Consider the following 21,902-nt stretch of genomic DNA (forward strand, 5'->3'; position numbering starts at 1 on the left):
GGGCCCGCCCGCCGCGCCCGCGTCACTTCGTGGTCTTCAGCGCGGCGAGGCGGGCCTCCACCTCGGCGCTGTCGCCCAGCGCGTCCAGCCGCTCGAACTGCGCGTCCAGCGAGGAGGCGGCCAGCTCCTGCTTGCCCAGGGCCCGCGCCTCCTCGCGCCGCACCTTGTCCTCGAACCGGCTCAGCTCGCTCGTCGGGTCGAGCACGTCGACGCCGCCCACGGCGTCCGTCATCCGGTTCTGCGCCTCCGCGGACTTGGCCCGTGCCACCAGTTCGTCCCGCTTGGCCTTCAGCTCAGCCAGCTTGGCCTTCATCCGGTCCAGGCCCGTCTTGAGCTTGTCCACCACCTCAGTCTGCGAGGCGATGACCGGTTCGGCGGTCGCGGCCTCCTTCTCGGACTGGAGCTGGCGCCCGAGCGCGACCTTCGCCAGGTTGTCGAACGTGTCCGCCTCCGGTCCCGAACCGCCCGCCCGCAGCTCGTCCGCCTTCCGGCTCGCGGCCAGCGCCTTGCCGCCCCACTCCCGCGCCGCCTCCACGTCCTCCCGGTGGTCCTGCTCCATCAGCCGCAGATTGCCGATGGTGGCGGCCACCGCCTGCTCGGCCTCGGCGATGTTGGCCGTGTAGTCGCGGATCAGCTGGTCCAGCATCTTCTGCGGGTCCTCCGCCTGATCGAGCAGGGCGTTGATGTTCGCCTTCGCCAGCTGGGTGACGCGTCCGAGAATCGTCTGCTTGCTCATGGCACCTCTCCTGTGCTTCGCCGCGGCCGGACCGCGGCACGGGGTTTACGGGAACGTGGGGCGGGCTTTACGGGGACGGGGGACGGGGTTTACGCGGAGCGGCCGCCCGGTCGAAAGGGACGGCGTACGGGTTTACGAGGACGGGGTACGGGAAGCGGCCCGCGCCCCGCCTCGGGGCCGGCCGCCACCGCCCCGCCTCAGAAGCGGCCGCCACCGCCGCGCCGGCCGCGCGTCCCCCCGCCGCCGAAGCTGCCCGGCCCGCCCCCTCCGTAGCCGCCGCCCATGCCGCCGTAGCCACCGAAGCCGCCTCCCCTGCCGCGCCGTCCGCCGCCGCCGCCCATCAGGCCGCCCAGGAGGATGCCGCCGAGGACCGCGCCGCCCATGCCCCCGCCCGCCGTACCGCCGGGTGGTCCGCCGCGGCCGTAGTCGCCTACGTCCTGCTCGGCCAGGGCGCGCGCCTCGTCCGCCAGCGCGTCCGCCCGCCGCGCCTCCGCCAGCGCGGTCTGCGCGTCCCCGGTGCGCACCAGCTCGGCGGCCCGCTCCAGGCGCCGCTGCCCCTCCGCCAGCCGGGTCCGGGCCGCGCTGCCCACCGCGCCCCGGTTCGTCGTGACGTAGTCGGCCGCTGCGGCGAGCGAGGAGCGCGCGGTGAGCATCGCCGCCTCCAGCAGGGAGCGGGCCCGGGTGTCGCCCCGCTCCCGCTCCCGCGCCCCGGCCAGCGCCTCGTCCAGGGCGGCGTCCGCCTCCTCCGCCCGGCGCAGCGCGTCGATCGGGTCGTAGCGGCCGCCCCGCTCCTCGCGCACGTCGTCGGCGACCGAACGGGCCCGGGCGATCCGGCCCCGCAGGTCCGCGGTGGACGCCCCCTCGGACACGCCCTCCAGCAGCCCGCCCGCGTCCGCGAGGTCGGTCTCCAGCTCGGTGAGCGCGGCCGGCAGCCGGTCCGCCGCCGCGTCCAGCTCCCGCACCCGCCTCTCCACCCCGTCGATGAGGGTGGCCGCCTGGCCGATCGCGCCCTCGGCGGCCCGCACCCGTACGGCGGCCGCCGCATGGTCGCCGCCGTCCACCGCCTGCCGGGCCGCGTTGAGCGACGAGGTGGCGAAGGAGAGCCGGTCCCTGGCCCGTTCGACGTCACCGGCCACGGGGTCCGACGCCTGCTCCGCGTACCGTTCGCGCATCGCGGCGAGCGCGGACTCGGCGGCCGGGACGCGCCCGGTCAGCTCGCGGAAGGCGGTCTCGGCGGCGGCCAGGGCCTGCGGCGCGTCGCGCTCCAGTTCGCGCAGCCGGTCGAAGTCCTCGGCGACGGCGTCGAGCCGGCCGTCGGCGTTCGCGCAGCGGCTGAGGATCTCGTCCAGCATCCGGCGGCGGGCCGTGTCGTCCTCCGGGAAGGCGTCGTCGAGCTGCTGGCGCAGCCGGAACGCGTCCGTCAGCTGACTTCTGGCGTAGGCGACCGCCTCGGCGAAGGGCGCGGCGGCCTCTTCCCCGAACTGCGCGGTCGCGAACCCCAGTTCCTCCTCACTGGTGCGGACCGCGTCGTCGGTGGCGACCAGCGCCTCCTTGGCCCGCGCGTCGAGTTCCGGCAGCGGGGCGGCGCGCGGCGCGGCCCGGCCCCAGCCCGTCGCGCCCGGTGTCGTACGGGTGGCGGCCCGGCGCCTGCGCCGCAGGAAGGCGTACGCGGCGACGGCCGCGACCGCGCAGAGCAGGACGACCGGCAGCAGCAGGTCCCCGGTGTTGGTGCCGCCCGAGCCGCCGCCGGGGTCGGCCGGGCCCGGTGTGATCGCCGGGGTGGGCACGGCCCGGCCGGCCAGGACGGCGGCGCAGCCATCGGCGGCGCCGATCGCGGCCCCCGCCCAGTCGTTCCGCCGGAGCGCCGGTTCGATGGCGGTGCGCGCGATCTCCTGGAAGCCGGCGTCGGTGAGCGGCGAGTCCTGGTCGAGGGAGTAGCCGTACTGCCGGGCGTGGGTGGCGACGGCCAGCAGCACGTCGTCGCGGCCGAGTCCGTTGCGCCCGGCGGTGGCGTCGGCCCAGTCCCGCGGGGAGCGCCCGGAGAAGTCGCGTACGTACACCACGAAGAGCTGGACGCGGTGCGTGTCGTAGAGCCGGTCGAGGGCCGCGGCCACCCGGGGCTCGCGGTCGCCGAGCGCGCCCACCCGGTCGGTGATCTGCCCCTCGCGGGACAGGGTGACCGGATCGTCGGCGGACGCGGTGGGCGCGGGGGCCAGGGCCAGCCAGCACACCGCCAGCAGTGCGGCGAGCAGCGCCCGCCCCGGCAGGGGAATCCGGGTTCGGCTCACAGGCGGAGTCACGTTTGCGAGGCTATGTCCAGCTTCGGGGAGCCGCGACACGAGCCGGTCGCCGGGGCGGCCCGCAGGCAAGGGGCCGGATGCGAGCGCCCTGCCCACCCGTCCCTGCGCCGCACGGGTGAGGTTTCGGGCGGCCGCGCCGTGTCGGGGCCGTCTTCCCGCGCGAGGGCGTTTTCAGTGGAGGGACGACATCAGTGTGATCAACTGCAAATTCCCCCGAAAACGCTCAATCCGGCTCATGCGTGGCGCGGGCCGGGCCGTCCCCGGAGGTACCAGCCATGTCCCACGTCGGCGTCCCGCGCGGGACGGCCCGAAAGCGCCGCCGCCTGCCCGCCCTCCTCACCGCGGGCGTGCTCACCCTCCCCGTGCTGGCCGGATGCGGTTCCGGCGGGGACAGGACGGCGGCCGTCGCCGTCGTACCGCAGGACGTGGCCCGCGCCGCGCGCGCCCAGGTCGCCGACGGCGGCCGGGTGACCTGGGCGATCGACGCCCTGCCCAGCACCCTCAACGCCTTCCAGGCGGACGCCGACAGCGCCACCACCCGGATCACCGGAGCCCTGCTGCCCACCCTCTTCCCGCTGGACGCCCGGGGCCGCCCGCGACTCAACCCGGACTACCTGGAATCCGCGAAGGTCACCGAGACCGAACCCCGCCAGGTCGTCGTCTACCGGCTCAACCAGCAGGCCGTCTGGAGCGACGGCCGCGAGATCGGGGCCCCCGACTTCGTCGCCCAGTGGCGGGCGCTGAGCGGCAAGGACTCCGCGTACTGGACCGCCCGCAACGCCGGGTACGAGCGCATCGAGAAGATCGAGCGCGGCGCCGACGACCTGGAGGTCAAGGTCACCTTCGCCAAGCCGTACGCGGACTGGCGCTCCCTGTTCTCGCCCCTCTACCCGAAGCAGGTGACCGGCTCCCCGGACGCCTTCAACGAGGGCGCCCGCACCACCCTCAAGGCCACCGCCGGCCCGTTCCGGCTGCGCGAGGTCGACAAGAAGACCGGGTCCGTCACGCTGACCCGCGACCCGCGCTGGTGGGGCAGCCGCGCCAAGCTGGACTCCCTCGTCTTCAAGGCCGTCGAGCCCAAGGACCGCACCGAGGCCCTGGCCGAGGGCACCGTGGACATCGCCGACATCGACTCCACCACCGCCCACCGCATCGCCCAGGCCGCCCGCGAGGGCGCCGCCGGAGCACCCGCCCAGGGCCCCGGCGCCCCGCTCTCCCCGGCCCAGGCCCTGCGCTCCTGGGCCGTCGCGCACGGCTCCGACGAGGAGGAGGCGGCCGAGGAGCAGGAGGTCAGGGACGAGCGGGCCGAGGCCGCCGAGGCGTACGCCGACGAGCAGAGCGGGCTGCGCGCGTACGTGGTCCGCAAGTCGCTGGAGCCCGCCTACACCCAGCTCGCGCTGAACGGCGAGTCCGGGCCGCTCGCCGACGACCGGGTGCGCCGCGCCGTCGCCCGCGCCCTGGACCGCCAGGAACTCGCCGACACCGTGCTCAAGCCGCTCGGGCTGCCCGCCCAGCCGCTCGGCAGCCATCTGGCCGTCGCCGGGCAGCCCGCGTACCGGGACGGCAGCGAGGCGCTCGGCACGCAGGACACCGAGAAGGCCCAGGCGCTGCTCGCCGCCGCGGGCTGGACGCGCGAGGGGGCGCTCGACCGCAACGACGGCACCAAGGCCGGCAGCGAGGGCGAGAAGCAGAAGCCGGAGAAGGACGCGGAGAAGGACGCGGAGAAGGACGCGGAGAAGGACGCGGAGAAGGACGCGGAGAAGAGCGCGGAGAAGAAGGGGAGCGCGGGCCGGGACGCGGCCGACGACGGCAAGTCCGGCGAGGCCGCGCGGGAAGCCGTCCCGGCCCAGGACCGGCAGCCCGGCGGCGCCGCCGGAGCCTACGCCCCGGCCGGTACTGCGGCCCCGGCACGCGGCGCCGACGCGGCGCGCGGCCCGCTCGGCAAGAACGGCAAGCCGCTGAGCCTGCGCTTCGTGCTGCCGTCCGGACCCGGCTCCGCCGGTCTGCGCAGCGTGGGCGAGAAGATCGCCTCGATGCTCGACACGATCGGCATCCGCACGGTGATCACCAAGGTGTCCGACGACAGCTACTTCCGTGACCACGTGGCGTCCGGCGACTACGACATGGCGCTGTACTCCTGGCCCGCCACGGCCTACCCGGCCACGGACGACCGGCCGATCTTCGCCAAGCCGGTCCCCGCGTCCGACGGCTCGCTGCTCGTCGAGCAGAACTACACCCGGGTCGGTACGGACCACATCGACCAGCTCTTCGACCGGGCGGCCGCGGAGCTGGACGAGAAGGCGGCGCAGGACCTGATGCGGCAGGCGGACGCCCGGATCTGGGCCGCCGCCGGATCGATCCCGCTCTTCCAGCGCCCCCAGCTCGTCGCCACCGGAAAGGCCCTGGTGAACGTCGGTGCCTTCGGCCTCGGCGCCCCGCACTACCAGGACATCGGCTACAAGGCGCCGCGCGCCGCGGGGCCCCCGGCGGACGGTGCGCGGAAGTAGCCCGCCGGCAGCGGGAAACCGCCGGGGAAGCCGCAGTCGTGGCCGCCCCGTACCATGGAGGTCAGCCGTGGCGCGTCCGCCCGGCGGGCCCCGAACCGAGAGAAGCGCAAGCCACCCATGCCCACGCGCCACGACATCCGTAACGTAGCCATCGTCGCCCACGTCGACCACGGCAAGACGACCATCGTCGACGCCATGCTCAAGCAGGCCGGCTCGTTCGCCGCGCACGCGGCCGAGTCGCTCGACGACCGCATGATGGACTCGAACGACCTGGAGCGTGAGAAGGGCATCACGATCCTGGCCAAGAACACGGCGGTCAAGTACCACCCGAAGGATGGCGGCGACGTCATCACGATCAACATCATCGACACCCCCGGCCACGCCGACTTCGGCGGCGAGGTGGAGCGCGGTCTGTCGATGGTCGACGCGGTGGTCCTGCTCGTGGACGCCTCCGAGGGTCCGCTCCCGCAGACCCGCTTCGTGCTGCGCAAGGCGCTCCAGCAGCGCCTGCCCGTCATCCTGTGCATCAACAAGACGGACCGCCCGGACTCGCGCATCGACGAGGTCGTCAACGAGACCTACGACCTCTTCCTCGACCTGGACGCGGACGAGGAGCAGATCGAATTCCCGATCGTCTACGCGTGCGGCCGTGACGGCGTCGCCTCGCTGACCAAGCCGGAGGACGGCACGGTCCCGGCGGACTCCACCAACCTGGAGCCCTTCTTCACCGCGATCCTGGAGCACGTCCCGGCCCCGACGTACGAGGAGGACGCCCCGCTCCAGGCGCACGTCACCAACCTCGACGCCGACAACTTCCTCGGCCGCATCGCGCTGCTCCGCGTCGAGCAGGGCGAGCTGCGCAAGGGCCAGACGGTCGCCTGGATCAAGCGCGACGGCTCGATCCAGAACGTGCGCATCACCGAGCTGATGATGACCGAGGCGCTCACCCGCAAGCCCGCCGAGGTGGCCGGCCCCGGTGACATCTGCGCCGTCGCCGGTATCCCGGAGATCATGATCGGTGAGACCCTCGCCGACCCGGAGAACCCGGTCGCGCTGCCGCTGATCACGGTGGACGAGCCCGCGATCTCGATGACCATCGGCACCAACACCTCGCCGCTGGTCGGCCGGGGCGGCACGGGCAAGGGCGCGGACGCCAAGGCCGCGGTCAAGGACCGCAAGGTCACCGCCCGCCAGGTGAAGGACCGCCTGGAGCGCGAGCTGATCGGCAACGTGTCGCTGCGCGTCCTGGAGACCGAGCGCCCCGACGCCTGGGAGGTGCAGGGCCGCGGTGAGCTGGCGCTGGCCATCCTGGTCGAGCAGATGCGCCGCGAGGGCTTCGAGATGACCATCGGCAAGCCGCAGGTGGTCACCAAGGACGTGGACGGCAAGGTCCACGAGCCCGTCGAGCGCATGACGATCGACGTGCCCGAGGAGCACATGGGCGCCGTCACGCAGCTCATGGGCGTCCGCAAGGGCCGTATGGACAACATGTCGAACCACGGCTCCGGCTGGGTCCGCATGGAGTTCATCGTGCCGTCGCGCGGCCTGATCGGCTTCCGTACCGAGTTCCTGACGAACACCCGCGGTACGGGCATCGCGCACTCCATCCACGAGGGCCACGAGCCGTGGTTCGGCCCCCTGTCGACCCGTAACAACGGTTCGCTGGTCGCCGACCGCGCCGGTGCCGTCACCGCCTTCGCGATGACGAACCTCCAGGAGCGCGGCGTGCTGTTCACCGACCCCGGCACCGAGGTGTACGAGGGCATGATCGTCGGCGAGAACTCGCGCTCCGACGACATGGACGTGAACATCACCAAGGAGAAGAAGCTCACGAACATGCGGTCCTCGTCGGCCGACTCGTTCGAGGCGATCGTGCCGCCGCGCAAGCTCTCCCTGGAGCAGTCCCTGGAGTTCTGCCGCGACGACGAGTGCGTCGAGGTGACCCCGGAGTCCGTCCGCATCCGCAAGGTCGTCCTCGACCAGAAGGAGCGCAACCGCGCCGCGTCGCGCGCCAAGCACGGCTGAGCCGTCACCGCCAGTCGCTTTTCGGCCGACGATCCGTCAGCTCAAGGCATTGCCCAAGCGCAGGGCCCTCACAGACACTGTGGGGGCCCTGCGCCTTGGTCAACCGGTTTTCGGGGCGATCCGTCCAGTATTTGAGACACAATAGTCCGATAATCGGAGGTTGCTCTCCGAAACATGTGTTAACAGTCCGTTTCGGGGGTGTCTGTCTGGGATCACTTTGTCCGGATTTTGGTCCGCGCAAGTGACGGATGTTGTCAAACCGAGACCCTTTAAGTGTGGTTTACGGCCCAGACGTACTTAATAGTTGGCTCCGTTGAGCTCGGGTCAATGGGTCACGCACTGTGGGGAGTGCGCCGACTCACGAGCACACTAGGGGCACTGAACGATCACCGTCAGGGGTGTCGGTGTATCGACCCAGTGCCCTTCTTGTAGTCAAAAGTGGACTCATGAGGAGGAAACCCATGCGTGGTGCCAAGAGCGCCAAGTGGGTCGCGGGAGCGGCCATCATCGCCCTGGCTGCGACCGCCTGTGGTGGCGGCGACAGCGACGGTGACAAGGGCAACAAGAGCAGCGCCAAGGGTGCTGTGAACCCGGACGGCTTCTTCTCCGTCGAGGTCGGTGAGCCGCAGAACCCGCTGCAGCCGGCCAACACGATGGAGTCGAACGGCAGCATCGTCACCGACGCGATCTTCTCGCAGCTGGTGGACTACGACGCCTCCGGCAAGCTGGAGATGATCAACGCCGAGTCCGTCGAGACCACGGACAGCAAGCTCTGGACCGTCAAGCTCAAGAAGGACTGGAAGTTCCACGACGGCACCCCCGTCACGGCCGAGTCCTACATCAAGGCCTGGAACTGGGCCGCCAACATCAAGAACAACCAGACCAACGCGTCCTGGTTCGGCGACATCAAGGGCTACACCGACGTCCACCCCGAGGACGCCAAGGCCAAGCCGAAGTCGGACACCATGTCCGGTCTGAAGAAGGTGGACGACTACACGTTCACCATCGAGCTCAACGCCCCGCTGCCGTACTTCTCGTACAAGCTCGGCTACACCGTCTTCTCGCCGCTGCCCGAGTCCTTCTACGCCGACCCGAAGGCCGCCGGTGAGAAGCCGGTCGGCAACGGCGCGTACAAGTTCGTCAGCTGGGACCACAAGAAGCAGATCAAGGTCGAGCGCAACGACGACTACAAGGGTGCCGACAAGGCGAAGAACGGTGGTGTGATCTTCAAGAACTACACCACCCTCGAGACCGCCTACGAGGACCTGAAGTCCGGCAACGTCGACGTGCTGCGCCAGATCGGCCCGAAGGACCTCCCGGTCTACCGGTCCGACCTCGGCGACCGCGCGGTGGACAAGGCGTACTCGGCGATCCAGACCATCGCCGTGGCCTTCTACACCGACCAGTGGAAGAACATCGACCCGAAGGTCATCCAGGGCCTGTCGATGGGCATCGACCGCGACACGATCACCAAGACCGTGCTGCAGGGCACCCGCGAGCCGGCCACCGGCTGGGTCGCCAAGGGCGTGCTCGGCTTCCAGCCGAACGCGACCGGCGACGTCACCAAGTACGACCCCGCCAAGGCCAAGCAGCTCATCAAGGACGGCGGCGGCGTCCCGGGCAACAAGATCTCGATCCAGTTCAACGCCGACGGCGGCCACAAGGAATGGGTCGAGGCGGTCTGCAACAGCATCACGCAGTCGACCGGCGTCAAGTGCACCGGCGACTCGAAGGCCGACTTCCAGGCCGACACCAACGCGCGTGACGACAAGCAGGTCAAGTCCCTGTACCGCTCCGGCTGGGTGCTCGACTACCCGGTGAACGCCAACTTCATCTCGGACCTGTTCCGTACCGGCGCCGCGGGCAACCAGGGCGACTTCTCGAACAAGGGCCTGGACGCGGAGATCAAGAAGGCCGACTCCGCCGCCTCCCTCGACGAGTCCGTCGCCGCGTACCAGAAGATCGAGAAGGAGCTGGTGAACTACATGCCCTCCATCCCGCTCTGGTACTACAAGGTCAACGCCGGCTACTCGGAGAAGGTCCAGAACGTCGACTACGCCCAGGACGGCGACCCGATCCTGACGCAGATCGAAGTCAAGAAGTAACCACACCGACGTAGTCCGCGCGCACGCGCGGGACCACTGCTGAAACGGTCCCGCGCCTGCCGCACGCAGTGGCCGGGGGGCCCTTCCACGCAACCGACCCACCCTTCAGGGGCAGTCGGCACGGGGAAGGGCCCGTTGGCTGCCGCCGCCTATTACATGGAGGCATGATGGGGCGCTATGTCGCACGACGACTGCTCCAGATGATCCCGGTCTTCCTCGGGACAACGCTGCTGATCTTCCTGATGGTCTACACGCTGCCCGGCGACCCCGTGCGCGGGCTCTTCGGGGACAAGGGGGCCGACCCGGCCACTCTGGAAGCGATGCGGCACAAGCTCGGACTGGACCAGCCGATTCTGGTGCAGTACTGGGACTACATGAAGGGCATGATCCTTCATCAGGACTTCGGCGACCAGATAGCCAGCGGGCGCCCCGTCACCGACGTGCTCGGCGACGCCTTCCCGGTCACCCTGCGCCTTGCGGGCATGGCGTTCGTCATCGAGATCATCCTCGGCATCGGCCTGGGCATGATCGCGGGTCTGCGGGCCGGCCGGCTGGCCGACAACGCGGTCCTCATCCTGACGCTGCTGATCATCTCGATCCCGGTCTTCGTGCTGGCGCACATCGTGAAGTCCGTCTTCGCCGACCAGCTGGGCATCATCTCGCCCAACGTCTCCAACGAGGCGACCTGGAGCGAACTGGTGACGCCGGCCATCGTGCTCGGCTCGCTCTCCCTCGCGTACGTGGCACGACTGACCCGTACGACGATGGCCGAGAATCTGCGGTCCGACTACATGCGTACGGCCGTCGCCAAGGGACTTCCCAAGCGCCGCATCATCGGTGTGCACCTGATGCGCAACTCGATGATCCCCGTCATCACCTTCCTCGGCACCGACCTGGGCGCCCTGATGGGCGGTGCGGTCGTCACCGAGTCCGTCTTCAACGTCAAGGGCGTCGGCGGCACCATCGTCGAGTCGATCACCCGGCGTGAGGGCACCACCCTGGTGGGCCTCGTCACCATCCTGGTGCTCGTCTACCTGTTCATGACCCTGATCGTCGACCTGCTGTACGCGGTCCTGGACCCGAGGATCCGTTATGCCTGACGTGACCAAGACCGCACCCGCGCCCCAGGACGTCAACGGACCCGTGACGGACCCGACCGCCGTCGTGAAGGCCGCCAAGGCACGCAGCCTGTGGGGCGACGCCTGGGCCGACCTGCGGCGCAACCCCTACTTCCTGGTGTCGTCCGTCCTCATCGTCATCCTCCTGGTGATAGCCGTCTTCCCCGGCTGGTTCACCGGGGCTTCGGCGACCCACGCGGACCTCGGCAAGCACTTCCTGAAGAAGCCCGAGCTCGGCAAGATCGGCTCGGAGGGCTGGCTCGGCTACGACGGGCAGGGCCGCAGCGTCTACGCCCGCGTCATCTACGGCACCCGCGCCTCGATCACCGTCGGCGTCTGCGTCACCGTGCTGGTGACGCTCTTCGGCGGCCTCATCGGCATGCTGTCCGGGTTCTTCGGCGGCTGGGTGGACTCGCTCCTCACCGGCTTCACCAACATCTTCCTCGGCCTGCCCTTCCTGCTCGGCGCGATGGTCGTCCTCCAGTCCTTCAGCGAGCGCAAGGTGTGGGTCGTCGTCCTCGCCCTGGCGTTCCTCGGCTGGACCCAGATCGCCCGAGTCATGCGTGGCGCGGTGATCACCGCCAAGGAGGCCGACTACGTCCAGGCGGCCCGCGCCCTCGGCGCGGGGACCACCCGGATCATGTTCCGGCACATCCTGCCGAACGTGATGGCGCCCGTGATCGTCGTCGCCACCATCTCGCTGGGTGTGTACATCTCGGCCGAGGCGACCCTGTCGTACCTGGGTCTCGGTCTCGCCGACCCGACCATCTCGTGGGGCATCGACATCTCGACCGGTTCGAACCAGATCCGGGTGGCGCAGCACATCCTGATCTACCCGTCGATCATGCTCAGCATCACCGTTCTGGCGTTCATCATGCTCGGCGAAGCCGTCCGCAACGCCCTCGATCCGAAGTCGCGATAGGAGGGCGAACGTGGCCACCATCAACAAGACCGCCGAAGTCCCGTCCGCACGCCGGGGGGACGACCACGTCGGTCCCCTGCTCGAAGTCCGTGACCTGCACGTGGAGTTCCACACCCGCGACGGTGTGGCCAAGGCCGTCAACGGTGTCAACTACAGCGTGGACGCCGGCGAGACCCTCGCCGTCCTCGGTGAGTCCGGCTCGGGCAAGTCCGTGACGGCGCAGGCCATCATGGGCATCCTCGACATGCCGCCCGGAAAGATCCCGCAGGGCGAGATCCTCTTCCGCGGCCAGGACATGCTCAAGATGTCCTACGAGGAGCGCCGCAAGATCCGCGGCCAGAAGATCGCCATGATCTTCCAGGACGCGCTCTCCTCGCTGAACCCGGTCCTCACCGTCGGCTACCAGCTCGGCGAGATGTTCCGGGTCCACCAGGGCCTGTCCAAGAAGGAAGCCCGCGCCAAGGCCATCGAGCTGATGGACCAGGTGAAGATCCCGGCCGCCGCGGCCCGGGTCTCGGACTACCCGCACCAGTTCTCCGGCGGTATGCGCCAGCGCATCATGATCGCGATGGCGCTCGCCCTGGAGCCGGACCTGATCATCGCGGACGAGCCGACCACCGCGCTCGACGTGACCGTCCAGGCCCAGGTGATGGACCTGCTCGCGGAGCTCCAGCGCGAGTACAACATGGGCCTGATCCTCATCACCCACGACCTGGGTGTCGTCGCCGACGTCGCCGACAAGATCGCGGTGATGTACGCGGGCCGGATCGTCGAGACCGCCCCGGTGCACGACATCTACAAGGCGCCCGCGCACCCGTACACCAAGGGTCTGCTGGCCTCGATCCCGCGCCTGGACCAGAAGGGCCAGGAGCTCTTCGCGATCAAGGGCCTGCCGCCCAACCTGCTGAACGTGCCCTCGGGCTGTGCGTTCAACCCGCGCTGCACCGTGGCCCAGGACATCTGCCGTTCCGACATCCCGGCCCTCCAGCCGGTGACCGGACAGGACGGCACCGAGCTGGCCGGCCGCCGCAGCGCCTGTCACTTCTGGAAGGAGACGATCCATGGCTGACATCTCGAAGGAGCCCGTGGACGCCACGCCCAACGTCTCCGACGTCGAGACCGTCGACGCGGCGAGCGAGGCGGAGGCCGTTGCCGCCATCGACGCGCCCGTGTCGAAGGGCGAGCCGATCCTCCAGGTGCGCAACCTCGTCAAGCACTTCCCGCTGACGCAGGGCATCCTCTTCAAGAAGCAGGTCGGCGCGGTCAAGGCCGTCGACGGCATCTCGTTCGACCTGTACGCGGGCGAGACCCTCGGCATCGTCGGCGAGTCCGGCTGCGGCAAGTCCACGGTCGCCAAGCTCCTGATGACGCTGGAGCGGGCCACCGCGGGCGAGGTCTTCTTCAAGGGCCAGGACATCACCAAGCTGTCCGGCCGCGCGCTGAAGGCCGTGCGCCGCAACATCCAGATGGTGTTCCAGGACCCGTACACCTCGCTCAACCCCCGTATGACGGTGGGCGACATCATCGGCGAGACGTACGAGATCCACCCCGAGGTGGTCCCCAAGGGCGACCGGCGGCGCAGGGTCCAGGACCTGCTGGACGTCGTCGGCCTCAACCCGGAGTACATCAACCGCTACCCGCACCAGTTCTCCGGCGGCCAGCGCCAGCGCATCGGCATCGCCCGCGGCCTCGCGCTCAACCCGGAGATCATCATCTGCGACGAGCCGGTCTCCGCGCTCGACGTGTCGGTGCAGGCGCAGGTCGTCAACCTGATGGAGAAGCTCCAGGACGAGTTCAACCTCTCCTACCTCTTCATCGCGCACGACCTGTCGATCGTGCGGCACATCTCCGACCGGGTCGGCGTCATGTACCTCGGCAAGATGGCCGAGATCGGTACGGACGTCCAGATCTACGACCACCCGACGCACCCCTACACCCAGGCGCTGCTGTCGGCGGTCCCGGTCCCCGACCCGGCCGCCCGCGAGGGCCGCGAGCGGATCATCCTCAGCGGTGACGTCCCCTCGCCGGCCACCCCGCCGTCCGGCTGCCGCTTCCGCACCCGCTGCTGGAAGGCGCAGGAGAAGTGCGCCACCGAGGTGCCGCTCCTCGCGGTCCCCGAGCGCTTCAAGGACACGAAGTCGCCGGCCGCCCACGAGTCGGCCTGCCACTTCGCGGAGGAGAAGGACGTGGTCGGCGCGGCCTCGTAACGCCGCGCACGGCGGAAGGCGCCCCGGAACCCATCGGTTCCGGGGCGCCTTCGTCGTCGTACCGGGGCCGTCCGGGCGGTCCGTCACCCTCCGCTGTTCATGACGGTTCGCGCCGGGCCCGCCGTGCTACTGGTACTGGATGCCCCAGAGGTTGTTGTTCCGCTTCACCGGGGCGATGTTGTTGCTCTTCTTCCAGACCTTGCTCTTCTTGCAGCCGCCGGTGTTCTTGGGCACCATCCGGTACTTCGTCACGCTGAAGCCCTTGGCCTCGTGGTACATCATCAGCCGGCCGCGGGTCTTGCCCTTCTTCTTCTCCACCTTGGCGGCATACGTCCAGGTGTCCGACTTGGACCAGGTCTTGCCGACGGAGACGCTGAAGGAGGTCGACGCCTTGGCGAAGATGATGCCCGCCTCGGCGCCGACGGTCGCCGTCCCGGTCGCGGTCCAGGAACCGGTCTTGTTCTTGGCGTAGGAGATGGTCACGCCGGGCTTCGCCCAGTCGCTGTGCACCTGGGTGGCGCGCCAGACGGTCTTCTTGTCGCCGATCGAGTAGATGGGGCTGCTGTCGCAGGCCGGTCCCGCCACCGCGGGGGCGGCGGCCCCGGCCACGATGCCGGCGCCGAGCAGAGCGGTGGTGAGGGTGGTACTGATGACGCGCTTCACGCAGGTCCTCCTGTACGTGGGCCTTCTCGGGTGGTGCACGCGTCACGTTATGGATGAACACCGGTGATATGTAAGGGAATTGATGGAGTATTGAGGTTCTGTGCGGGGAAGCGCGGATTCCGTTCCCGCCGCCCCGCCGGGCGGGGAACCGCGCCGGTGCCGCGCCCGGCGTCCCGGCCTCGTGGAGTGCGTCCGCACCCCCGCCCTACGGCCCCTTTTGCACCCTTGATGACACGTATGGCGGGTGTATGTATGCATCGGGACCGTTATAGGGTGATATTTATCCTCACGTGAGCCGGAGCACTATGAGGAGGCACTCCATGCGCGGAGCCACACACGTCAAGTGGGCCGCATGCGCGGCGGCCGTCGCCCTGGCGGCGACGGCCTGCGGCGGGGGCGACAGCGGTGGCGGCGGAGGTGGCGCCGACGGAATCGTGAGCTCCTCGTGGGGCGACCCGCAGAACCCCCTGGAGCCGGCCAACACCAACGAGGTGCAGGGCGGCAAGGTGCTCGACATGATCTTCCGGGGTCTCAAGAGGTACGACCCGAAGACCGGCGAGGCCCTGAACATGCTCGCCGAGAAGATCGAGACCAAGGACAACCAGAACTTCACCGTCACGGTGAAGGACGGCTGGACCTTCAGCAACGGCGAGAAGATCACCGCCAAGTCCTTCGTGGACGCCTGGAACTACGGCGCCGCGCTGAAGAACAACCAGAAGAACGCCTACTTCTTCGGCTACATCGACGGCTACGAGGACGTCCACCCGGAGTCCGGCAAGGCAAGCGCCACCTCGCTGTCCGGGCTCAAGATCGTCAACGACATGACGTTCACCGTCAAGCTGTCGCAGAAGTTCTCGCTGTGGCCCGACACGCTCGGCTACCCGGCCTTCGCCCCGCTGCCCAAGTCCTTCTTCACCGACCACGCCGGCTGGCTCTCCAAGCCGGTCGGCAACGGCCCGTACACCATCGAGAAGTACACCAAGGGCTCCTCGATGAGCCTGCGCAAGTGGGACGACTACCCCGGCGACGACAAGGCGCAGAACGGCGGCATCGACCTCAAGGTCTACACCGACAACAACACCGCCTACACCGACCTGACCGCGGGCAACCTCGACCTCGTCGACGACGTGCCCGCCTCCCAGCTCAAGAACGTCAAGTCGGACCTCGGCGACCGCTACATCAACACCCCGGCCGGCATCATCCAGACCCTCGCGTTCCCGTTCTACGACAAGCAGTGGGACACCCCCGGCGGGGCCAAGGTCCGCCAGGGCCTGTCGATGGCGATCAACCGGGAGCAGATCACCAACCAGATCTTCCAGAAGACCCGCACCCCCGCGTCCGACTGGACATCCCCGGTCCTCGGCGCGGACGGCGGCTTCAAGAAGGGCCTCTGCGGCAAGGAGTGCACCTACGACGCCGCCGAGGCCAAGAAGCTGATCCAGGAGGGCGGCGGCATCCCCGGCGGCCAGCTCAAGATCGCGTACAACGGCGACACCGGCTCGCACAAGGAATGGGTCGACGCCGTCTGCAACAGCATCAACAAGGTCATGGGCAACAACCGGGCCTGCGTCGGCGCCCCCATCGGCACCTTCGCCGACTTCCGCAGCCAGGTCTCCCAGCAGAAGCTGAACGGCCCCTGGCGCGCCGGCTGGCAGATGGACTACCCGCTGATCCAGAACTTCCTCCAGCCCGTCTACTACACCAACGCCTCGTCCAACGACGGGAAGTGGAGCAACCAGAAGTTCGACGACCTCGTCGACAAGGCCAACGCCGAGACGGACAAGGCCAAGGCCGTCTCCACGTTCCAGGACGCCGAGCGCGTCATGGTCGAACAGATGCCCGTCATCCCGCTCTGGTACCAGAACGGCAGCGCCGGCTACTCGGAGAACATCACGGACGTCTCGCTGAACCAGTTCAGCGTCCCGGTGTACGAGCAGATCAAGGTCAAGTAGGGAACAGCCGGGCGGCCCGCGCGCGACGGCGCAGGCCGCCCGGCCGCTCCGTCGCCCGACTCCCCAGCCTCCGACCCCCGCGACCCCCGGAGCCCTTCATGGGACGTTATGTGATCCGGCGGCTGCTGCAGATGATCCCGGTCTTCTTCGGCACCACGCTGTTGATCTTCCTGATGGTGAACGTGATGGGCGACCCCATCGCGGGTCTCTGCGGCGACCGTCAGTGCGACCCGGCGACCGCCGCCCAACTCCGCTCCGAATTCGGCCTCGACAAGCCGGTCTGGCAGCAATACCTCACCTACATGGGCAACGTCTTCACCGGCGACTTCGGCACCGCGTTCAACGGGCAGAAGGTCACCGAGCTGATGGGCACCGCCTTCCCCATCACCATCCGCCTCACCCTCGTCGCGATCTTCTTCGAGATCGTCATCGGCATCAGCCTCGGCGTCGTCACCGGCCTGCGCCGCGGCCGGCCCGTGGACACCACCGTGCTGATCCTGACGCTGATCGTCATCTCCATCCCGACCTTCGTCACCGGTCTGCTGCTCCAGCTGCTCCTGGGCGTCCAGTGGGGCGTCATCAAGCCCTCCGTCTCACCGGAGGCCCCCCTCAACGAGCTGATCATCCCCGGCCTGGTGGTCGCCTCCGTCTCCCTGGCATACGTCACCCGGCTCACCCGCACCTCGATCGCCGAGAACACCCGCGCCGACTACATCCGCACCGCCACCGCCAAGGGCCTGCCCCGGCGCCGCGTGGTCATCCGGCATCTGCTGCGCAACTCGCTGATCCCCGTCGTCACCTTCATCGGCACCGACGTGGGCGCGCTCATGGGCGGGGCGATCGTCACCGAGCGGATCTTCAACATCCACGGCGTCGGCTACCAGCTCTACCAGGGCATCCTGCGGCAGAACTCGCAGACCGTCGTCGGCTTCGTCACGATCCTGGTGCTCGTCTTCCTGGCGGCCAACCTGATCGTCGACCTGCTCTACGCCGTACTCGACCCGAGGATTCGCTATGCCTGACCAGACACCGGACGAGGCGATCTCGGCGGCCGGCACGGGCGGCCCGATGGACCTCGCGCTCGACGAGGGCGACAGCCTGGAGAAGACGCCCGGCGGTCCCGAGGGCACCGGACCGGAGACCAAGCCGCAGAGCCTGTGGTCCGACGCCCTGCGCGACCTGCGCCGCAACCCGATCTTCATCATCTCCGCCCTGATCATCCTCTTCCTGGTGGTCATCTCGATCTGGCCGCAGCTCATCGCCTCCGGCGACCCGCTCGACTGCGACCTCGGCAAGGCCCAGGAGGGCTCCCAGCCGGGCCACCCCTTCGGCTACGACGGACAGGGCTGCGACGTCTACACCCGCGTCGTGTACGGCGCCCGCAACTCCGTCACCGTCGGCATCTGCTCCACCCTCGGCGTCGCCCTCATCGGCAGCGTCCTGGGCGGCTTCGCGGGGTTCTTCGGCGGCTGGTGGGACGCGATCCTCTCCCGCCTCACCGACATCTTCTTCGGCATCCCCGTCGTCCTCGGCGGCCTGGTCTTCCTCTCCGTGGTGACCAGCTCCACCGTCTGGCCGGTGGTCGGCTTCATCGTGCTCCTCGGCTGGCCGCAGATCGCCCGCATCGCCCGCGGCTCCGTCATCACCGCCAAGCACAACGACTACGTCCAGGCGGCCCGCGCCCTCGGCGCCTCCAACAGCCGGATGATGCTGCGCCACATCGCGCCGAACGCCGTCGCCCCGGTCATCGTCGTGGCGACCATCGCGCTGGGCACGTACATCTCCCTGGAGGCGACCCTGTCGTTCCTCGGCGTCGGCCTCAAGCCGCCCGCCGTCTCCTGGGGCATCGACATCTCGGCGGCGTCCCAGTACATCCGCAACGCCCCGCACATGCTCCTCTGGCCGGCCGGCGCGCTGGCCCTCACCGTGCTCGCCTTCATCATGCTCGGCGACGCGGTGCGCGACGCCCTCGACCCCAAGCTGCGCTGAGGAGTCCGCTGCCATGCTGCTCGAAGTACGCGATCTGCACGTGGAGTTCCACACCCGCGACGGGATCGTCCGGGCCGTCAACGGCGTCAACTACTCGGTGGCCGAGGGTGAAACGCTCGCGGTCCTCGGCGAATCGGGCTCCGGCAAATCGGTCACCGCCCAGGCCGTCATGGGCATCCTCGACATGCCGCCCGGCAGGATCAGCGGCGGCGAGATCCTGTTCAAGGACCGCGACCTGCTGAAGATGAAGCGGGAGGAGCGCCGGAAGATCCGCGGCCAGGAGATGGCCATGATCTTCCAGGACGCCCTCTCCTCCCTCAACCCCGTCCTGACCGTGGGCGAACAGCTCGGCGAGATGTACGTCGTGCACCGCGGCATGTCCCGCAAGGACGCCCGTGCCAAGGCCGTCGAGCTGATGGACCGGGTCCGCATCCCGGCCGCCAAGGAGCGGGTCGGCAACTACCCGCACCAGTTCTCCGGCGGTATGCGCCAGCGCATCATGATCGCGATGGCGCTCGCCCTGGAGCCCTCCCTGATCATCGCCGACGAACCCACCACCGCCCTCGACGTCACCGTCCAGGCGCAGGTCATGGACCTCCTCGCGGAGCTCCAGCGCGAACTCAACATGGGCCTGATCCTCATCACCCACGACTTGGGTGTCGTCGCCGACGTCGCCGACAAGATCGCCGTGATGTACGCCGGCCGCATCGTCGAGACCTCGCCCGTGCACGACATCTACAAGGCGCCCGCCCACCCGTACACCAAGGGCCTGCTCGCCTCCATCCCGCGCCTGGACCAGAAGGGCCAGGAGCTGTACGCGATCAAGGGCCTGCCCCCCAACCTGCTGCACATCCCGCCCGGCTGCGCCTTCAACCCGCGCTGCCCGATGGCCCAGGAGGTGTGCCGCACCGACGTGCCGCCGCTGTACGACGTGGCCGAGCACCGACAGAGCGCCTGCCACTTCTGGAAGGAGACGCTCGATGCACGCTGACCACGCGGGGAGCACCCCGGCGCGTACGGGCGGCGAGCCGATCCTGGAGGTGCGCGACCTCGTCAAGCACTACCCGCTCACCCAGGGCATCCTCGTCAAGAAGCAGATCGGCGCGGTCAAGGCGGTCGACGGGGTCTCCTTCGACCTCGGGGCCGGCGAGACCCTCGGCGTCGTGGGGGAGTCCGGCTGCGGCAAGTCGACGGTCGCCCGGCTGCTCGTCCACCTGGAGAAGCCGACGGCCGGCTCCATCCGGTACAAGGGCGAGGACGTCACCAAGCTGTCCGGCCGCGCGCTCAAGGCCGTGCGCCGCAACATCCAGATGGTGTTCCAGGACCCCTACACCTCGCTCAACCCGCGCATGACGGTCGGCGACATCATCGGGGAACCGTACGAGATCCATCCCGAGGTGGCCCCCAAGGGCAGCCGCCGCCGCAAGGTCCAGGATCTGCTGGACGTCGTCGGCCTCAACCCGGAGTACATCAACCGCTACCCGCACCAGTTCTCCGGCGGCCAGCGCCAGCGCATCGGCATCGCCCGCGGCCTCGCCCTGAACCCCGAGATCATCGTCGCCGACGAACCGGTCTCCGCGCTCGACGTCTCCGTCCAGGCCCAAGTCGTCAACCTGCTGGACCGGCTCCAGGCGGAGTTCAACCTGAGCTACGTCTTCATCGCGCACGACCTGTCGATCGTGCGGCACATCTCCGACCGGGTCGGCGTCATGTACCTCGGCCGGTTCATCGAGATCGGCACGGACGCGGAGATCTACGACCACCCCACGCACCCGTACACCCAGGCGCTGCTGTCCGCCGTGCCGGTGCCGGACCCGATGGCGCGCGAGTTCCGCGAGCGGATCATCCTGCACGGCGACGTGCCCTCGCCCGCCAATCCGCCCTCCGGCTGCCGCTTCCGCACCCGCTGCTGGAAGGCGCAGAAGCGGTGCGAGCTGGAGGTGCCGCTGCTCGCGGTCCCGGCGGTCTTCCGCGACACGGACACGCCCGCCCGGCACGACTCGGCCTGCCACTTCGCGGAGGAGAAGCGGGTGGTCCCGCCGGAGGGCACGCTGGAGGCGGTACCGGGCGAGGACGGCCAGGAGGACGCGGCCGCACGGGCGGCGCGCGCGGCGGCGGAGCCGGGGAAGGAAGGGGCCGAGCCGGGCGAGGGCGGGACGGCCGGGACGGCGCTCCCCGGCGAGGAGCAGGGCCCGCCGCCGCCCTCCGGGAGCAGCCGGGTGCGCTGACGCAGCGTCAACCGGTGTACGGCGCACCGTGATACGGACGGTGTCGGCCCTCTTGTCCGGAGGGCGGGCGCACGGAAGTATCGACGGGATGATACTCACCCGCGGAGCGAGAGCCACCGGAGCCGTGCTGTCCGCCCTGCTCGCGGTGATCGTCGCGTGCTGGCTGATTCGGGACGTTCGAGCGACGAGTTTCAGCCAACTGTGGCGGTACTGGGCCGGATTCAACGAACCCGATCTGTGGGTCATGCCCGCGACCTCCGCCATGGACGTCGTCCTGTTCGTGGTGTACGTCGCCGTCGCCGTGGCCTCCCTGCGCACCGCGGTCGCCGCTCCCGCGCTCGTCGCCGCCGGGGTGGTCACCATCGGCGTCCGGCTCCCCGGACTCTGGACGATCGGCAACCGGCGCATGGAGTCCGGCTACTCCGACGACCTGCGCTCACGGGCCCTGATCTGCGTCTTCGTGGCCCTCGCCGCGGGCGCCGCGATGATCATCACCGCCGGGGCGGGCCGCAGGCCCCCGGCCGACTCCCACGAGCCGCTGCCCACCAGGCCCGGACCGGGTGCGGGCGTCCTGGCGTTCCTGGCCCTGGGCGCGGCCGGAGCGGTGCTGATCGCCTGGGAGATCCGCCAGATGGTGCGGTATCCGGAGCTGTTCCCCGAGTGGTACACGGGCGGCGACCGGATCGGACAGCAGCTGACCGGTGCCCCGGCGGGCTGGGGCGCCGTGCTGCTGGCCCTGCTGTGCCTGTTCTGCGGGATCAGCGCCGTCGCGCGGGCCACGCACGCGCGCCCCTTCGGCCTGATCGCCGCCGCGCTGCTGCTGCCCGGCGCGGTACTCGGCGTGATGCGGATCGTGCACTTCGAGATGTTCGACCACTTCGACGTGCTGCCCGGCGAGATGCAACTCACCGTGCTCAGCTGGATGTTCCAGGGCTTCGCCGCCGTGGCCGCGCTGATCGCCCTCGCGGTGCCCGGCGGGGCCGGAGCGCCGGGACCGGGCCGCGAGCCGTGGGGCGGCGGACCGGGCTGGGGCCCCGGACAGGCCGCGCCCCCGTACCCCGCACAGCAGCCCCCCGGCTACGGCTACCCGCAGGGCGGCGGCGGCTTCGGCCCGCCCCCGCCGCCCTCCCAGCCGCCGCCCGGCTGGTAG

General features: G+C 69.8%; 16 protein-coding genes. 13 read left to right on the plus strand and 3 right to left on the minus strand.

Annotation, left to right across the window (positions count from 1 at the left end; all coding sequences use genetic code 11):
* Window positions 1-22: 22 nt before the first annotated feature.
* Entirely contained in the window at window positions 23-736 is a 714-nt protein-coding gene (locus OG710_RS20185) for a PspA/IM30 family protein (RefSeq protein WP_330240579.1), read from the minus strand.
* 197 nt (window positions 737-933) lie between these two features.
* Complete coding sequence (locus OG710_RS20190; RefSeq protein WP_330242298.1) at window positions 934-3,024, minus strand: TPM domain-containing protein; 2,091 nt, start codon at window positions 3,022-3,024, stop codon at window positions 934-936.
* A gap of 287 nt (window positions 3,025-3,311) precedes the next feature.
* Between OG710_RS20190 and OG710_RS20195 the strand changes: the two genes are divergently transcribed.
* The 7 genes from OG710_RS20195 to OG710_RS20225 all read left to right on the plus strand — a co-directional run bounded on the left by OG710_RS20195 (window position 3,312) and on the right by OG710_RS20225 (window position 13,920).
* The gene (locus tag OG710_RS20195) at window positions 3,312-5,543 is read left to right on the plus strand and encodes an ABC transporter family substrate-binding protein (protein WP_330240580.1); all 2,232 of its coding nucleotides are present in this window, start codon (window positions 3,312-3,314) and stop codon (window positions 5,541-5,543) included.
* A gap of 117 nt (window positions 5,544-5,660) precedes the next feature.
* Entirely contained in the window at window positions 5,661-7,568 is a 1,908-nt protein-coding gene (gene typA / locus OG710_RS20200; RefSeq protein ID WP_111337975.1) for a translational GTPase TypA, read from the plus strand.
* Window positions 7,569-8,029: 461 nt separating this feature from the next.
* Complete coding sequence (locus OG710_RS20205; RefSeq protein WP_330240581.1) at window positions 8,030-9,673, plus strand: peptide ABC transporter substrate-binding protein; 1,644 nt, start codon at window positions 8,030-8,032, stop codon at window positions 9,671-9,673.
* A 167-nt stretch (window positions 9,674-9,840) separates the two neighbouring features.
* The gene (locus OG710_RS20210; protein ID WP_111339549.1) at window positions 9,841-10,773 is read left to right on the plus strand and encodes an ABC transporter permease; all 933 of its coding nucleotides are present in this window, start codon (window positions 9,841-9,843) and stop codon (window positions 10,771-10,773) included.
* Window positions 10,766-11,713 carry an ABC transporter permease gene (locus OG710_RS20215; protein ID WP_330240582.1) on the plus strand — a complete coding sequence of 316 codons (948 nt, stop codon included), beginning with the start codon at window positions 10,766-10,768 and terminating at the stop codon, window positions 11,711-11,713. Before OG710_RS20210 ends, OG710_RS20215 begins: the two co-directional genes overlap by 8 nt.
* A 10-nt stretch (window positions 11,714-11,723) precedes the next feature.
* A complete protein-coding gene (locus tag OG710_RS20220; RefSeq protein WP_111337978.1) occupies window positions 11,724-12,782 on the plus strand; it encodes an ABC transporter ATP-binding protein in 1,059 nt (352 codons plus the stop codon).
* Entirely contained in the window at window positions 12,775-13,920 is a 1,146-nt protein-coding gene (locus OG710_RS20225; RefSeq protein ID WP_330240583.1) for an ABC transporter ATP-binding protein, read from the plus strand. Before OG710_RS20220 ends, OG710_RS20225 begins: the two co-directional genes overlap by 8 nt.
* Before the next feature lie 126 nt (window positions 13,921-14,046).
* Here the strand turns inward: OG710_RS20225 and OG710_RS20230 are convergent, their stop codons facing one another.
* Window positions 14,047-14,583, minus strand: a complete 537-nt coding sequence (locus OG710_RS20230) for a hypothetical protein (protein WP_330240584.1) — start codon at window positions 14,581-14,583, stop codon at window positions 14,047-14,049.
* Window positions 14,584-14,903: 320 nt separating this feature from the next.
* Between OG710_RS20230 and OG710_RS20235 the strand changes: the two genes are divergently transcribed.
* From OG710_RS20235 to OG710_RS20260, 6 genes are all read left to right on the plus strand, one after another.
* Window positions 14,904-16,535 carry a peptide ABC transporter substrate-binding protein gene (locus tag OG710_RS20235; protein ID WP_330240585.1) on the plus strand — a complete coding sequence of 544 codons (1,632 nt, stop codon included), beginning with the start codon at window positions 14,904-14,906 and terminating at the stop codon, window positions 16,533-16,535.
* Between the two features lie 98 nt (window positions 16,536-16,633).
* Complete coding sequence (locus tag OG710_RS20240) at window positions 16,634-17,557, plus strand: ABC transporter permease (RefSeq protein ID WP_330240586.1); 924 nt, start codon at window positions 16,634-16,636, stop codon at window positions 17,555-17,557.
* Window positions 17,550-18,524, plus strand: a complete 975-nt coding sequence (locus OG710_RS20245; protein ID WP_330240587.1) for an ABC transporter permease — start codon at window positions 17,550-17,552, stop codon at window positions 18,522-18,524. Before OG710_RS20240 ends, OG710_RS20245 begins: the two co-directional genes overlap by 8 nt.
* 13 nt (window positions 18,525-18,537) lie before the next feature.
* Window positions 18,538-19,515, plus strand: a complete 978-nt coding sequence (locus OG710_RS20250) for an ABC transporter ATP-binding protein (protein ID WP_330240588.1) — start codon at window positions 18,538-18,540, stop codon at window positions 19,513-19,515.
* The gene (locus tag OG710_RS20255) at window positions 19,505-20,752 is read left to right on the plus strand and encodes an ABC transporter ATP-binding protein (protein ID WP_330240589.1); all 1,248 of its coding nucleotides are present in this window, start codon (window positions 19,505-19,507) and stop codon (window positions 20,750-20,752) included. The genes OG710_RS20250 and OG710_RS20255 overlap by 11 nt, the downstream gene beginning before the upstream one ends.
* Before the next feature lie 88 nt (window positions 20,753-20,840).
* A complete protein-coding gene (locus tag OG710_RS20260) occupies window positions 20,841-21,902 on the plus strand; it encodes a hypothetical protein (protein WP_330240590.1) in 1,062 nt (353 codons plus the stop codon).

Origin of the sequence: Streptomyces sp. NBC_00525 (assembly GCF_036346595.1) — a bacterium.
Taxonomy (GTDB): Bacteria; Actinomycetota; Actinomycetes; order Streptomycetales; family Streptomycetaceae; genus Streptomyces.